Annotated in this window: 14 protein-coding genes; 4 read left to right on the top strand and 10 right to left on the bottom strand. The window is 72.8% G+C overall.

The window, feature by feature from the left end; genetic code table 11:
- Positions 1–21 precede the first annotated feature (21 nt).
- The 6 genes from ACWEVS_RS27455 to ACWEVS_RS27430 form a co-directional block, all read right to left on the bottom strand.
- Entirely contained in the window at positions 22–771 is a 750-nt protein-coding gene (locus ACWEVS_RS27455; protein WP_354917997.1) for a glucose 1-dehydrogenase, read from the bottom strand.
- Positions 758–2881: an acetate--CoA ligase family protein gene (locus tag ACWEVS_RS27450; RefSeq protein WP_452553960.1), complete on the bottom strand. Its 2124-nt coding sequence runs from the start codon at positions 2879–2881 to the stop codon at positions 758–760. Before ACWEVS_RS27450 ends, ACWEVS_RS27455 begins: the two co-directional genes overlap by 14 nt.
- On the bottom strand, positions 2871–4373 hold the full coding sequence (locus ACWEVS_RS27445) for a class I adenylate-forming enzyme family protein (RefSeq protein ID WP_452553959.1): 1503 nt from the start codon (positions 4371–4373) through the stop codon (positions 2871–2873). Before ACWEVS_RS27445 ends, ACWEVS_RS27450 begins: the two co-directional genes overlap by 11 nt.
- On the bottom strand, positions 4370–4684 hold the full coding sequence (locus ACWEVS_RS27440) for a VOC family protein (RefSeq protein WP_449929205.1): 315 nt from the start codon (positions 4682–4684) through the stop codon (positions 4370–4372). The genes ACWEVS_RS27445 and ACWEVS_RS27440 overlap by 4 nt, the downstream gene beginning before the upstream one ends.
- The gene (locus tag ACWEVS_RS27435) at positions 4681–5031 is read right to left on the bottom strand and encodes a Zn-ribbon domain-containing OB-fold protein (RefSeq protein ID WP_449929207.1); all 351 of its coding nucleotides are present in this window, start codon (positions 5029–5031) and stop codon (positions 4681–4683) included. Before ACWEVS_RS27435 ends, ACWEVS_RS27440 begins: the two co-directional genes overlap by 4 nt.
- Positions 5032–5100: 69 nt before the next feature.
- Entirely contained in the window at positions 5101–6984 is a 1884-nt protein-coding gene (locus tag ACWEVS_RS27430; RefSeq protein WP_452553958.1) for a protein kinase domain-containing protein, read from the bottom strand.
- 214 nt (positions 6985–7198) lie between these two features.
- Between ACWEVS_RS27430 and ACWEVS_RS27425 the strand changes: the two genes are divergently transcribed.
- Entirely contained in the window at positions 7199–8059 is an 861-nt protein-coding gene (locus ACWEVS_RS27425; protein ID WP_449929211.1) for an FRG domain-containing protein, read from the top strand.
- A gap of 93 nt (positions 8060–8152) precedes the next feature.
- Here ACWEVS_RS27425 and ACWEVS_RS27420 read toward each other — a convergent pair whose 3' ends face one another.
- From ACWEVS_RS27420 to ACWEVS_RS27405, 4 genes are all read right to left on the bottom strand, one after another.
- On the bottom strand, positions 8153–8599 hold the full coding sequence (locus ACWEVS_RS27420; RefSeq protein ID WP_452553957.1) for a DUF4383 domain-containing protein: 447 nt from the start codon (positions 8597–8599) through the stop codon (positions 8153–8155).
- Between the two features lie 92 nt (positions 8600–8691).
- Entirely contained in the window at positions 8692–9384 is a 693-nt protein-coding gene (locus tag ACWEVS_RS27415; protein WP_449929215.1) for a poly-gamma-glutamate hydrolase family protein, read from the bottom strand.
- A 242-nt stretch (positions 9385–9626) separates the two neighbouring features.
- Positions 9627–10076: a hypothetical protein gene (locus ACWEVS_RS27410; RefSeq protein ID WP_452553956.1), complete on the bottom strand. Its 450-nt coding sequence runs from the start codon at positions 10074–10076 to the stop codon at positions 9627–9629.
- Positions 10077–10374: 298 nt separating this feature from the next.
- The gene (locus ACWEVS_RS27405) at positions 10375–10863 is read right to left on the bottom strand and encodes a MarR family winged helix-turn-helix transcriptional regulator (RefSeq protein ID WP_452553955.1); all 489 of its coding nucleotides are present in this window, start codon (positions 10861–10863) and stop codon (positions 10375–10377) included.
- Here ACWEVS_RS27405 and ACWEVS_RS27400 point away from each other — a divergent pair.
- The 3 genes from ACWEVS_RS27400 (at position 10862) to ACWEVS_RS27390 (ending at position 14185) form a co-directional block, all read left to right on the top strand.
- Positions 10862–11497: a MarR family transcriptional regulator gene (locus tag ACWEVS_RS27400; protein WP_452553954.1), complete on the top strand. Its 636-nt coding sequence runs from the start codon at positions 10862–10864 to the stop codon at positions 11495–11497. The two genes, ACWEVS_RS27405 and ACWEVS_RS27400, sit on opposite strands and share 2 nt — an antisense overlap.
- Positions 11498–12248: 751 nt before the next feature.
- Positions 12249–12647, top strand: a complete 399-nt coding sequence (locus ACWEVS_RS27395) for a hypothetical protein (protein WP_354918031.1) — start codon at positions 12249–12251, stop codon at positions 12645–12647.
- 584 nt (positions 12648–13231) lie between these two features.
- Positions 13232–14185: an extracellular catalytic domain type 1 short-chain-length polyhydroxyalkanoate depolymerase gene (locus ACWEVS_RS27390; RefSeq protein ID WP_449929229.1), complete on the top strand. Its 954-nt coding sequence runs from the start codon at positions 13232–13234 to the stop codon at positions 14183–14185.
- Positions 14186–14358: the final 173 nt, after the last annotated feature.

The following is a 14358-nucleotide window of genomic DNA, read 5'->3' as shown; positions in this document are numbered from 1 at the left end:
CTCCACGGGCGGGGGTCCCGGTCAGTAGCCGGCGCCCGTCAGCAGGCCGCCGTCCACGGTGAACTCGCTGCCGGTGCAGTAACTGGACCGGTCCGAGGCCAGGAACGCCACCACGTGCGAGACCTCGACCGGTTTGGCGAAGCGCTTGATGACCATCGACTTCACGAACGCCTCGCCGTCGACCTCGGCCATCAGGTCCGGGTCGGTGGCCATCGGGGTGTTGATCGCGCCGGGGTGGACGGAGTTGACGCGGATCTTGAACGGGGCGAGCTCGCGCGCCGCCGCCTTGGTCACGCCGCGCACGCCGAACTTGGAGGCGGCATAGGCCGACAGCCCCGCCGCGCCGATGAACCCCTCGATGGAGGAGATGTTCACGATCGAGCCGCGTCCGGCCGCCTTCATGGCGTCGATGACCGACTTGATCCCCAGCCAGGTCCCCGTGAGGTTGACGCCGACGACCCGCTGGAAATCCTCCAGCGACATATCACTGATACGGCCATATTTCAGGATCCCAGCGTTGTTGACGAGGATGTCGAGCCTGCCATGGGTGTCGACCGCGGTGCCGACGGCGCGCTCCCACTCGGCGGGGTTCGTCACGTCGTGATGGACGAACGTGGCGCCGGTCGCCTCGGCCAGCTGCTTCCCCTCGTCGTCGAGCACGTCACCGAAGACGACCCGGGCGCCCTCCTCCACGAACAGGCGCACGTGCGCCTCGCCCATGCCGCGCGCGCCGCCGGTGATCAGCGCGATCTTGCCGTCAAGCAGTCCCATCGGTGCCTCCACAGAAACGTTGACCGGCGGCGACGGCGATCGCGGCCGCCTCCATGGATCGGTAGACGGGTATACCCGCCTCGGCGGCGATCGCCCTGATCTCGTCCTCGACACCCGGCGGGGCGAATTCGCCGTTCCTGGTGACGAGCGTGACCCTGACGCCTTCGACCTCGCCCAGGTGGCGGGCGTAGGCGCGCAGGGGGTCGGCGCTGGTGCCGTAGGTGAAGAAGCTCTGCACGTTCACGTGGGCGACGACGTCCTGGTACGGCAGGCGGCGGACGATCGTGGTGATCACCTGCTTGACCAGGTCGGGCCTGCCGCGGGGGCCGACCGGGACCTCGAGGGGGTTGGCCAGCGAGCTTCCCACGCCCAGGCCGAGCGCCCTGAGGTCGTCGAGCACGTCGGCGGGGAGGGGGGCGAGGGTGAGGCCCGCGCCGTCGAAGGCGTCGGCGGCGAGCACACCGGCGCCGCCGCTGGGGCCCACCACCAGCACCCCGGGGAGGGACCCCGAGCCGGTCGCGGGGCCGAAGTCGGCGGGCGTGCGGCGGGTGGTCGCGGGGCCGGGGTCTTGCGGGGTGGGAGGGGCCGGGATCGCGGGGCCTGGGTCGGTGGGGGTGCGGCGGGAGGGGAGGCGGGGGGCGTGGGACTGGAAGTAGGCCAGGGCGCCGATCAGGGCGTCCTGGGTGGTGACGAGCGTGGCGCCGGTCTGGTCGGCCAGGGCCTGCCAGATCCGGGAGTCGGTCACCATCCCCCCGGTGTGCGAGGCGGCCGCCCTGCGCCCCTGGCCGCTGCGCCCGCCCACCAGCATCACGACCGGCAGCGGACAGCCCGCCAGCGCCGAGAACAGCGCGCGCCCGTCGCGCGGATCCTCCAGGTAGAGCCCGACGACGGCGGTCGACGGGTCGTCGGACAGCCAGCGCAGCAGCTCGGCGGGCGTCACGTCGGCCGCGTTCCCGACCGTGGCGACCCGGCTGAAGGCCAGCCCCCGCCGCTCGCCCACCTTGATCACCTCACCGGCCAGCCCGCCGCTCTGCGAGATCAGCGCGACCGTGCCCGCCGGTCCGAGCCCGCCGCCGACGAAGGTCTGCCGCCCCCGCGGGCAGTAGACGCCCATGCAGTTGGGCCCGAGCAGCCGCGTCCCCGCCTCGCGGGCGGCCGCGACCAGCGCCGCCTCCAGGTCCGCGCGGCCCGCCTCGCCGAACCCGCCGCTCATGACCTGCGTGTACGGCACGCCGCGCGCCTGCCGTACCACCTCGGCGCAGCGCGGCGCGGGCACCGCCACCAGCGCGTAGTCGGCGCCGGCCGCCGCCAGCGAGGGCACCGCGGGCACCCCGCCGACCGCGGCGGCCGTGGGGTGGACGGCCACCACGTCCGCGCCCGCCGCCAGGTAGAACTCCAGGAACATGTTGCCGAAGGTGGGCTTGCTCGACGACGCCCCCACCACGGCGACCCTGCGTGGCTCGAACAGGGCGGTGAAGTCCCGCGCGACGGGCGGGACGAAGGGCGGAGCGGCGGAGGGCAGGTAGCGGGCGTCCACGGCGATCACGCCGGAGGGGCCGGCGATCACCGGGTTGAGCTCGAACTCGCCCAGCTCCAGCCGTTCCCAGAGCCCCCCGTGCCCGCCGATCGCCAGCAGGAGCTTCACGACCGCGTCCACGTCGGCGGGCGGCGCGCCGCGGTAGCCGTCCAGGAGGGCGGAGCCGCGCAGCGACGCCAGCATGCGCCGCGCGTCGGCCTCGGAGACGGGGCACAGGCGCAGCGCGGTGTCGTGCAGTACCTCGGTCCACACCCCGCCGAGCCCCGCCAGCAGGACGGGGCCGAACCCGGGGTCGCGCACCAGCCCGACGATCAGCTCGACCCCCGGCGGGGCCTGCTCCTCGATCAGGAAGCCGGCGCCGAGCCGCTCGCGCATCTCGGTGACGGCGGGGCCGAGCGTGTCGTGGGTCAGGCCGAGCCGTACCCCTCCCGCGTCGGACTTGTGCAGCAGGCCCGCGGCCTTGAGGACCAGCGGCGGGGTCAGCGTCCCGGCGAGCGCGGGGTCGGTGACCCCGCGCGGCACCGGGATGCCGGCCTGCCTGAGCAGCTCCTTGACCTGGTGTTCAGTCCACAAGGTGCCGGTACGTCTCTCGGATCTCGCGCCGCAGCAGCTTGCCGGGGCCGCCCGAGGCGTCCGCGGCGTGCGGGAGCGACTCGGTGACCACGATCGCGTCGGGCCGCTGGTGCGGCGGCAGGATGTCCGCCAGCGCGAGCGCGATCTTGGACGAGTCGAGCGTCTCCCCGGTGACCGGCACCACCGCGAGCAGGATCCGGCCGTCGCCGACCCCGACCGCGCCCGCCTCGGCCACCGCGTCGAGCGCCGTGGCCGCCTCCTCGACGGTGGAGGGCTGGGTCCAGACGCCGCCCTTGAGGATCGCGTCCTCGCGCCGCCCGAGCACCTGCAGCACGCCGTCGGCCGACAGGGTGCCGAGGTCGCCGCCGACGTACCACTCGCCGCGCAGCACCTCGGCGGTCGTGTCGGGCAGCCGGTCGTAGCCCGCCATCCGGTGCGGCCCGGCCAGGTTGATCTCGCCGACGGTGTCGACGACGCGCGCGCCCGACGGGTCGGTGATCGCGACGGCGCAGCCGGTGCGGGCCCTGCCCGAGGTGCCGAGCGGGGTCGAGCCGTCGTCGACCCGGCCCACGCAGGTGTAGGGGGCCTCGGTCTGGCCGTAGTAGGAGTAGACGCCCGCGCCGGGTAACCGCTGCTTGATCCTCGACAGCAGCGAGGCGGTCAGCGGCTCGCCGCCGAGCATGATGACGCTGATCGACGACAGGTCGACCTGCTCGTGCTCGGGCGAGCCGAGCAGCGCCGCGTAGAAGGAGGGGATCTGCGAGACGTGGGTGACCTTCTCCCTCGGGACGACCTTCAGGAAGTTGGCCGGCCCCCAGTCCTGCTCGAGGACCAGGCGCATCCCGGCGTGGAGGGCGGGCCCGACGATCGCGGGGAAGCCGATGCCCCAGATGATCGCGCCGGTGCCGAAGACCGAGTCGGGCGCGCGCGGGACGTCGAGCCAGATCTGGGCGGTGGCCAGGCTGGAGGCGTGCGTGTGGACGACCGGCTTGGGCAGGCCGGTCGTGCCGGAGGTGTAGTACAGCGCCAGCGGGTCGTCGAAGCCGGCGCCGAGCGGCGGCTCGCCCTCCTCCGGCGAGGTCAGCTCGGCCGCGTCGATCCACGTGGTGATCTGTGGCAGCGCGGGCCTGATCTCCTCGACGACCCGCGCGACGGTGGCGTCGTGGACGAACGCCGTGCACCCCGAGGCGGCGACCACCTCCCGCAGCGTCTCCACCGGCCAGTAGGGGTTGAGCGCCGCCGTGACGGCTCCCACCTTGGCCTGCGCGAGGTAGACCTCCGCCACCGTCAGCGTCTCGTTGAGCAGCGCCGCGACCCGCTGTCCCGGCAGCACGCCCGCCGCGATCAGCGCGTGCGCGCGCCGGTTGACCGCCCTGTTCAGCTCGTCGTAGGTGAGGCTCCGCTCGCCGCAGTAGGTGAGCGCGACCCGGTCGGGGGTACGCAGCGCGTTGGCCGTCAGGATCGCGTAGGCGTAGTTGCCGTAGGGCGTCATCGGGAACCTCCGGGGGAGTAGAGCACGAAGAGGTTTCCTGAGGGGTCGCGCATGACCGCGCGCGTCTCGTGCGGCCCCGCCTCGGGCTCCCTCGCCACCGCGCCGCCCCTGTCGAGGAAGTCCCGTACGGCCTGCTCCAGGTCGTCCACCTTGAGGCAGAACGCCGTCGCGCCGGTGAGCTGCTCGGCCGGGCCGGCGAGCCCGATCCCGCCTTCCAGCAGCGCGAACCTGTCGCCGTCCTGGAACCTCACCGGAAGCCCGTAGAAGGCGATCGCCTTGCCGACGTCCTCCACGGGGATGAAAACGTTCACCTGGGCCTCCATTGCGGCAGTTCGTCGCTGAACGTCACCCGCACCGGCATCCCGATGCGCACCTGGTCGGGTGGGCACTCCACCACTCGGCCGAATGCGCGCGCCCCCTCCGGCAGGTCCACCCAGGCCAGCACGTACGGCTCCCGCCCGTGGAACTCGGGGACGAACGAGCGGTGCACCACGGTGAAGGTGTGCACCACGCCGTCGCCGGAGACCGGCTCGAAGGCGAGCTCGCCTCCGCCGCACCACGGGCACGCGGGGGCGGGCAGGTGGACCCGCCGCTCGCAGTCCGCGCATCGCTGAATGACCAACTCGCCGCGCGCGCAGGCGGCCCAGTAGGTGTCCATCGACTGCCAAGCTAGCGCACGCTTGGTTCACTCACAAGGGCGTCGCCGGCGGGCGGACCAGGCGCTCGCTCACGACTCCTCCGACGGCGCCAGGGCGGCCTCGTCGTCCGGCCACGGGCCGTCGTCGCCGGGCTCGGCCTCCTGCGCCGGCGGCTCCGCGGTGCCCTGCGGCTCCGGCGCGTCCGGGTCAGGAGCGCCGGCGGGCACGCTGGTGGACGAGGACGTCGCCCCCGCCGTCGTCGAGGAGGCGGTGGGCGAGGTGGCCGTGGAGGAGACGCCCGCGGACGGCGTGCCGGTCGGGGAGGCCCGCGTGGGCGACGACGCGCACGGCGGCCCGTCCACCGGGATCTCGCTGATCTGCGGGCCGTTCGCCGCCGCCCGCTCGGTCTGCACGATCACCCCCAGGTAGGCCCGCCTCCCGCAGGCCACCGCACCGAGGTCGCGCGCCACCGGCACGGTGTAGGCGGTGCTGCCCTTCAGCTCCTTCACGTCCTCGTGGACCGTGCGGGCCGGCCCGTCGCCCTCCCTGCGGGTGTAGCTGACGCGCAGCCGTACGGGGCCGGGGCCCTCGGTCGCGACCTTCACCGTCCCCGCCGACCCGCTCCAGGTGAGGATCCCGGCGGACTTGACGGCGGGCGGCAGCACGCCCGCCCTCGGCGGCGCGCTCGTGGGCGGCGCGGGCGAGCCGGACGGGCGGCCCGGCGGCTGTGTCGCCGGCTGTGTCGCCGGCGGTGTCGGCGGTTTCGGGGGTGCCGGCGGTCTCGTCGTCGGCGGGGACGTCACCCCCGTGCCCGGCGGCCGGCTCACCGGCGCGGTGCTCGTGGAGGCACTCGTCCTGGACGCGGCGGGCCGGTGCGTCGTCCTCCCGGTCGTCGGTTTCGAGTCGACCGGCGTGGCGCCCAGCTCGAAGGGCGACTTGGGCGGGGGCGCGAGGAAGGTGCCGGGCCCCGGCGGCAGTCGTCCCCCGCTGACCAGCAGCGCGACCAGCGTCGCGACCAGCGCCCCGCCCGCGATCCACAGGTGCGGCGGCAGCCTCGGCGCCCGCCGCTCCCGCACCAGCGATCCCCTCGCCTGCGTCTCCTGGGGCGAGCCCGGGTTGGCCAGCGGATAGCGCAGCGCGAGCAGCGTGGCCAGCTCGCCCAGATGCCTGCGGCCCCGCTTCTCCCACTCCCCGCCGAACCCGGCGACCGCCGCCACCTCCAGCTCGGCCGCGAACTCCCTGGCCGAGCGCGGCCGGCCCGCGGGATCCTTCGCCAGCCCGCGCCGTAACAGCTCGCGGACCGCGTCGGGCACCACCTCCACCGGTACCGGCTCCACCAGGTGCTTGTCGCGCAGCGCCGCCACGTCGGGCGCCCGGTAGGGCTGCCGCCCCGTGACGCACTCGAACAGCACGCAGGTCGCCGCGTACAGGTCGGTCAGCACGCTGGCCGTGCCCGCGGTCCACAGCTCGGGCGCCATGTACGGCGGGCTGCCCGCCGGCACCCCCGGCTCCTCCACGTGGACGGCCAGGCCGAAGTCGGCCAGCTTGCTCGTCCCGTCCGCCTGGACCAGCACGTTGTCCGGCTTCACGTCGCGATGCGCGATGCCCCGCTCGTGCGCCGCCGCCAGCCCGAGCAGCGTCCCCTTCAGCACGGCCAGCGCCGCCTCCGGACTGGTCCTGCGGTGCTCGGCCAGGATGGCCCGCAACGACACCCCGTCGACCAGCTCCATCACCACGGCGGTCCTGGTGGGCGTCTCGACGTACTCGTAGAAGCGCACGACGTTCGGGTCGTCGATCTCCACCAGGCCCGGCGTCTCCGCCCTGAACCGCTCCATGAACTCGGCGTCCCTGCGCAGGGTGGCGTTCAGGTACTTGATCGCCACGTAGGCGCCGGTGGACTGGTAGGTGGCGAGGAAGACCCGGCCCGTACGGCCGGCGCCCAGCTGACGTACTTCGCGGTAACCCGGAACCAAACCAGCCCCCATGCGCAGCGCGTGTCACTGTTTCGACGGTCTCACCCGGGGTTCCGGTTGTCACGACTCACACTGTTTCACCCACTGTCACCGACAACTACGAGTCGTAGCCGTCCGGTGGTGTCCGTGTCGTACCAGCTCAGAGCGGGGACGTCCGCGCATAGCGGCAGGTCACGCAGGTGTGGAGCGGGGCGGCAGGGGGCAGCGGAGCCGTATGACGATGACTGAGGTGGCGTCGTGGCGGCAGCTGGACGACGCCATCCGCGAGGTGGGGCAGCGGTGCGGGCAGGAGCACGCGCACTCGACCCTGGTCTACCGCGGCCTGGCGCGCAGCGCCTACTCGCACGTGTCGGGACTGGCCCGGCTGGAGGGCGACTACGCCGCCCTCGAACCGCACCTGATCCGCAACTTCCGCAAGTACGCCCACACCAGGGCACCCGGCCCGACGCTGTGGGACTGGCTGGCCCTCGGACAGCACCACGGCCTGCCCACGCGCCTGCTGGACTGGACGTTCTCGCCGCTGGTGGCGCTGCACTTCGCCACCGCCTCATGGCCGGAGGACGACGCCGTGCTGATGGCGGTGGACTGCTCGGGCGCCCACCGGCTGCTGCCCGAGCCGCTGCGCGCAGTGCTCGACCGGGAGGGGGCCCTGGTCTTCTCCACCGAGATGCTGGCCGAACGGGCCCGCGACCTGGCGTGCTTCGACGCGCTCGGCCGGGAGCGGCCGTTCCTGGCCTACTTCGAGCCGCCCTCGATGGACGATCGGGTGGTCAACCAGTCGTCGGTGCTGTCGGCGCTGTCCAGCCCCGTGGTGCAGCTGGAGCGCTGGCTGGGTGAGCATCCGGACCTGTGGTGGGGCTGGCTGATCCCCCGCCGGGTCAAGGCGGACATCAGGGGCTGGCTCGACCAGGCGAACGTCACCGAACGGATCCTGCTGCCCGGGTTGGACGGCCTCGCGGCCTGGCTGCGGCGCTACTACAGCCCCAACGCCCGCTACGACGCGGCGAACGGCGGGGGCGCGTGGATGGCCGGCGCGGAGAACGGCCGCCAGCGAGAGGGACGGATGGACACGTGACCACCCCGCGCCACGCCAGGCGGTCACGCTTGTCGGGCTGCCGCGGGCCGGCCGCACGTCCCGCGGCAGCGTGGGGCGGTCGCGCTTGCCGCGCTACCGCGAGGCGGTCACACGGTCACGCGTCAGCAGGAAGCCCAGGGCGACCATGCCGAGCCCCAGGAAGAGGTGCAGCCAGTTGTCCGCCACGTTGACGGGCACGAAGTTGGCCGGGCTGTGGTGACCGATGAGCAGCCCGTACACCCACAGCAGCAGGTAGACCACGCCGCCGACGATCAGGTAGCCGCGCGCGCCCGCCCAGGTCCGGGCCAGCAGGATGCCCGCGACGCCGAACAGCAGGTGGACGACGTTGTGCAGGACCGACACCTGGAAGAGGCCGAGCAGCAGCGCGCCCGACCCGGGTCCGGCGACGGCCAGCGCGTGATAGTGCGTGGTGATGCCGGGGATGAAGCCGAGTACGCCGACGAGCAGGAACACCGCGCCGACGACGAGCGCGGCCAGCTGCACCGGAGATCGGGTGACGGGTTTGCGCCGCGTGTCCATGAGACCCTCCTCGGGGACGAGGTCCTGCGGTGCAGCTACCCTCGGCCGGCCGCTTCACGCCGGTCAGGCCACCGATGCCGCTCCGGTCCCGGTCAGGAGAGCGCGCTGTCGACCGCGGCGACGTACCGGTAGAAGGCCTTGGTGCGGTGGGCGGGGTCCTCGATCCAGGCGCGGCTCAGGTCGCCCCCGGCGAAGAACTGCTTGCGCTGCCCGCGGCTCAGCTCCAGCTGCACGCCCATGCCTCTGCGGTTCCGGTTCGCGATGTTGGCGGGGCTGTCGCCGTTGATCTCTTCCGGCGTCGACGCCGCGACGGTGAACCCCGCGGCGCGCAGCGCGGTGGTGATCTTCTTGGCCAGCTTCCTGTCGCGACCGCCGACGTAGGTGGTCGCCTCGGCGCCGGCGGCGGCGTGCCAGGAGACGGTGTAGTCGACCGCGGCGACCAGCGCGCGCGCTCGCGGCTCGTCGAAACGGGTGGAGGTGATGTGCAGGTCGCCGTTGTCCGAGGGCTTGATGCCCTCGAAGGAGTAGAAGGCGTGCCTGCCGCCCGCCGCGTGGTCGGCCAGCTGGGTCGTCGGCGCCTCGATCGCGCCGCCGTGGATGGCGATGTGCGCCACCGTGGCCTTCCTGGGCAGGCGCTGGACGCGCCGGTAGTCCTTGCCCTCGGTCTCGTGCGCGGCCAGCTCGGCATAGTTGCTGTAGACGTCGGCCGGCTTGGCGGCATGGGCGGTGGGGGTGGCGCCCAGAGCGAGGAGGCCGGTGACGACGGCCGGGATGACGCTTCTCATATGGCGGTCAGCTTAGTGCCCGCGAACGAACAAGATGATCGCGGCGTGAGGAGACCCAGCGAAACGCCTTCTGCGCGGAGTGGCCTTCCGGTGGCAACGGCGTTGTTCGTGCCCTGCCGTACCGGAAGGTCTCGCGCCGGTGTCCGCCTCCGCTGCCACCCCTCCGGCGAAAACCTGCTGCTCCTGCGTGGCCTGCCGCTTTGGCCATGGAGCCGTCCGACGCCCCGGCCACGCCTGGCGGGTCAGTCGGGCAGTCGGTCGGTCCACTCGGTGGCGATCGTGACGGGGCCGCTGGAGTGCGCGGTGCCTCCGGTGAGCGGCGCCCAGACGGAGGTGTTCCGGAGCTGTCCGGTCTCCGGGTCAATAGTGAGCGTTTCCTGACCGTCGAGCACCGGCACTTGGAGCCGCCGTCCGCCGTCGGCATCGCCGAGGTCCTGGACACCGGGCCGGGCGGCGAGTGCCCGGTAGGCGGCGGCGCGAACCTCGGGTGAGACCGGGGCCTCGCTGATCGCGCCCGGTAGTGACGTGCCTCTTTGCGCCGGTGGCGGGCGATTAGGTTGGTGGCGAACGGCCGCATACAGGTACACGTCGTGGAAGTAACGGTCGTAGACGGCCGTGAACTCCTCCGCGTCCAGCCGAAAGCGGGCGACGAGCTCATCGTCGCCCGCTTGCTCGCGTGTCTCGGTCGTCACGTTCGGTCATCCTCCTGCGATCGGCTCTCACCCTCCCTTCGCCGCACCCGCGTCGGCCTTTCCCGCCTTCCGGGGACGGCCCTGCCGGCTGACTTCCCGGTGCCGGGGGAGACGAGGGCTGCGGCGGGCAGATAGGGGATGCCGTGCCAGCGGTCCGGGGGAGACGAGGGCTGCGGCGGGCAGGTAGGGGATGCCGTGCCTGGGGTCGGAGCCGGTGTCAGCGACGCGGCGAGGCTCACCAGGGCGATCAGCGCCGGCGAGTCGGTCGCCGGACGCCTTGCGCCGCCGGCCGCGATCGCTACTCGGCGGCGGCACGCTCCAGGTTGCCGGCCATGCGCTGGAGGACGTCTACGGTTCGGCGGTACTCCTCTTCGGTGAGGCCGGTGAGGAAGGTGGAGCGGATGCCGTTCACCTTCTCGTGCACCGCGGCGTGCCCGGCCTGGCCTGTCGCTGTCAGCGTGTAGCGGCCCGCGTCGTCCTGGGCGAGCCAGCCGCGACGCGTGAGCTCGCCGGTGATGTCTTCCAGGGGGACCGCGTCAGGTGCCCAGAAGGGTCGCAACGCCTGGGCAAGGTCGGCGGCGGTCCGCGGAGACTGATGCAGGACGTTCATGATCTGCCAGTGCCTCCGGGTGAGCTGCTGGTTGGCGAAGACACGCTCAGCCGTGGCTTCGATGAGACGGTCGAGGTGCTTGAGCCAGTAGCCGATGGGGCGTTCCATCATCATGTCCTTTTCCATATGGATGTCATATAACAAGTAAGTGTTCGGGAGCATATACTTGCGGATCATGGAACGCAACGGTGATGAGCACATCGAGACGATCGAACGGGCCATGGTGGCCATCCGCCGCAGCCAGAGCCGGCGCACCCTGGCACGGCTCGCCGCAGGCCGCCAGGCGACCGGCTCGGGCGACGGCCATGAGATGGCCTGTTCGGGCGGCCGTGAGACGACCGGTTCGGGCGACGGCCGCGAGATGGCCGGTTCGGGCGGCGGCCGTGAGATGGCCGGTTCGGGCGGCGGCCGTGAGATGGCCGGTTCGGGCGGCGGCCGTGAGACGGCGGCGAGCGCCGTGCCGGGAGCCGGCACCGAGGTGCTGGACGTCATCGAGGAAGCCGAGGAAGCAGGCGACGCCGCGACCGTCACCAGCGTGGCCACTGCCTTGAACATCGACCAGCCGCGCGCCAGCAAGCTGGTCGCCGCGGCCGTGGCGGCAGGCCTGGTGCGACGTGAGGCCGACCAGGCGGACGGCCGCCGCGCCCTGCTCGTACGAACGCCGGCCGGGCGCCGCCTGTCGGCCGAGATCCACGGGTTCCGGCAGCGGATCTACGCCGAGGCCATGAACGACTGGCCGGCCGCCGACCGCGCCGAGTTCGCCCGCCTTCTCGCCGGCTTCGTGGAATCACTGCGGACGGTCACCCGCTGAACCCGCACCGGCTCGATCAGGCTGAAGGCCGCCTCCAACTCGCCGTCGTGGAGGAGCGCGACCGTCGGCATGTTCGGCCTGACCCTGGCCGGCGCGCGGTCGTAGGAGCCGCCGCCGCGGCCCCCGCCAGGGGTAGGTGGGCCATGCCGGGCCGCCTTGACGTGGGGCTTGCCCCGTGATCACAAGCCCCACGAGCGTGGGTCAGCCGGTGCCCGGCGGCTCGCGCGCGAGTCGGTCGTGGGTGTCGACGCTGCCGAACACCCAGCCGGCGGTAGAGGATCACGGGCAGCGTGCCCCGGATGTCGGCCGGCCTGACGACGCGGGCCGGGCCGGTCCCCGTCGGCCCGCCCTTCACCCTGATCCACTCATCGGTGACGTCGGGCTTGGGCACGCTGGGGTCGGACTGCAGGTCTTCGAGGATCCCGCGGCTCTCCTCGGTCGGGGGCTGGTGAGATGAACGGTTCCTTGACGTCGGCGTCAGCGAACTGCTGGGCCGCGGGTTCCAGGACCGCCACCTCGTTCCGGGCCGCGTTCTGGGCCATGGGCGAAAAACTCCGCATCGTGTGAGTGGGTCGATGTCCGCGGTGAGTCCTGCCCCCACCCCCTTCCTTGAAGTCGTCATTTGGGATGGTTTGGGGGCTTTTTGGGCATGTGGTGTCCTGCCGTTCATGAGGGGCGTCAGGGCAGGGGCGGGGAGATCGGCCGCCGTGGCCGGACGCATCGATCTCTCCCGGACGGGTATCCGGCAACCATGCCGTACACACCCGACCCTGACCACCGTCGCCCCGAAGGTGCCGGCGACGCGGTCGTCGAGGGCCTCGGCCGCCTGTCGGAGGCGCTGGAGACGACCGAGCGCGCCCGCGGGCACCTCTACTCCTTCCACCAGCTCACCGGCACCGCCGACCGGACCCTCGATGACGTGGTCGACCTGCTGGAGTCGGCGGGCTGCGACGAACTGGCCCGGCGCATCCGCACGGAACTGCTCGGCCGCGAGGTCCTGCCCGGCCGGTGGACCTTCCAGATCGTCGAGGAGTACGACGACGGCTACTACCAGACGTTCAAGGAGCTGGAACGGCAGGCCCGCACCGAACTGCTCGGCGGCAGGCGGCACGTCCACGAGGCCGAGATGCGGCAACGCCGCCAGACCTGAGCGCACCGGCCGGCCGTCCCCCTCCCGTTCCTGGAGCGTCGCGCCACCGGCGAGGACATCTTTCTCCCGGCCATGAGTGACGTGACGGCCGCGCGGGCGACGGCGCCGCGCTGGGGGTCTGGCATGGGGTGACGGTGAGGCCGCACGGGCCGTCTGGCGAGGTGTGACGTCGCGCGGGCAGTGGCGCGGCGCCGAGGGCTGGCCGGGTGTGACGTCGCGCGGGCGGGGGCGCGGCCCGGGGTCTGGCGCGGTGTGATGTGGGGTGGGTGGTGGCGGGGCGCCGGGCGCCGGGGGTCTGGCACGGGGTGAGGGTGGCGGGGCCGCGCTGGCGGTCTGGCATGGTGTGGCGGGCGCCCGGATGGCGGCGCCGAGGGTCGCGCTGGGGGAACTCGGGCGTGGTCGGGTACGGCGACGCGGTGGTGAGCGGGATCGTGTGCCCGGGCACAGCCGCGTCGTGAGCGGGCGATCCTGTGCTCCGGCACAGCCGGAAGGCGCGGGTCGGTTGCGCCGGCCCATCGACTTCGCGACCCCACTGGCCCACGATCTCCCCTAAGCCTCGGCCACCCCACCCCACGGAGGCACGATTGAAACGTTTCGCCATCGCCGTCGCGCTCGCTCTCGCGGCCGCCACGCTGGTCGCGACCCCCGCGCACGCGGCGGGTACCACCTTCACCGGCACCTACACCAACGCGGCGGGCATCAGGGGCTACCGCGGCTACGTCCCGTCCTCCTACCAGCCCGGCACGCCGATGCCGCTGCTGGTCGCCCTGCACGGCTGCAACATGAGCGCCAAGGACATGGAGGACCTCACCCGATACAACGAGCTGGCCGAGGCCCGCGGCTTCATCGTGGTCTACCCCGAGCAGTCGATCCTGGCCAACCTGCTGCGCTGCTGGAACTTCGCCCCCGCCGGCAACCACATACGTGACAAGGGCGAACCTTCGATCATCGCCGGCATCACCGCGAAGGTCCGCTCGCAGTACACGGTCGACACGCGCAGGACCTACGTCATCGGCGCCTCCTCCGGTGCGGCCATGTCCGTGATCATGGGGGCGACCTACCCCGACGTGTACGCCGCCATCGGCAGCGTGGCGGGTGGCCCGTTCCCGGGCGACCAGAACGCGACACCCGAGCAGAACGGCCTCTACGCCTACCAGGCGATGGGCGCCTACGCCCGCAAGGTGCCCGCCTTCGTGCTCCACGGCCTGGCCGACACCACCGTGGACGCGCAGCTCGGCCGCGACACCGTCACCCAGTGGGCGCAGACCGACGACCTCGCGCTCGACGGCGGCGTGGACGACGACGACGTCGACGCCGTCGCCGACATCACCAGGCAGGCCACGGAGAACGGCCGCGCCTTCACCCACTACACCTACAACCAGGCCGACACGGGCGAGTCGGTGATCGAGGCCTACTTCGTCGAAGGCATGGGCCACCGGTGGCCCAGCGGCTGCACGTGCAGCCGGTACGGTGACCCACTCGGGCCCGACGCCTCACGCATCTCGTGGGACTTCTTCATGGCCCACCCCAAGCCATAACCCCAGGACGGTCCTGGCCGAAGCCCCGCGGCCCAGGACTGTCCGCAGGACGACCGTGGCCGTGCTCCGCCGGCCACGGTCGTCCCCCATCCGGGACGACCCTGGCCCGCGCCCCCGCGGCCAGGGTCGTCCTTTTTCTTTGGTGCGGCCCCGGTCACCCGTGGCGGGTGGGG

Source organism: Nonomuraea sp. NPDC003754 (genome assembly GCF_053605785.1).
This window is presented reverse-complemented; position numbering and strand designations above follow the sequence as displayed.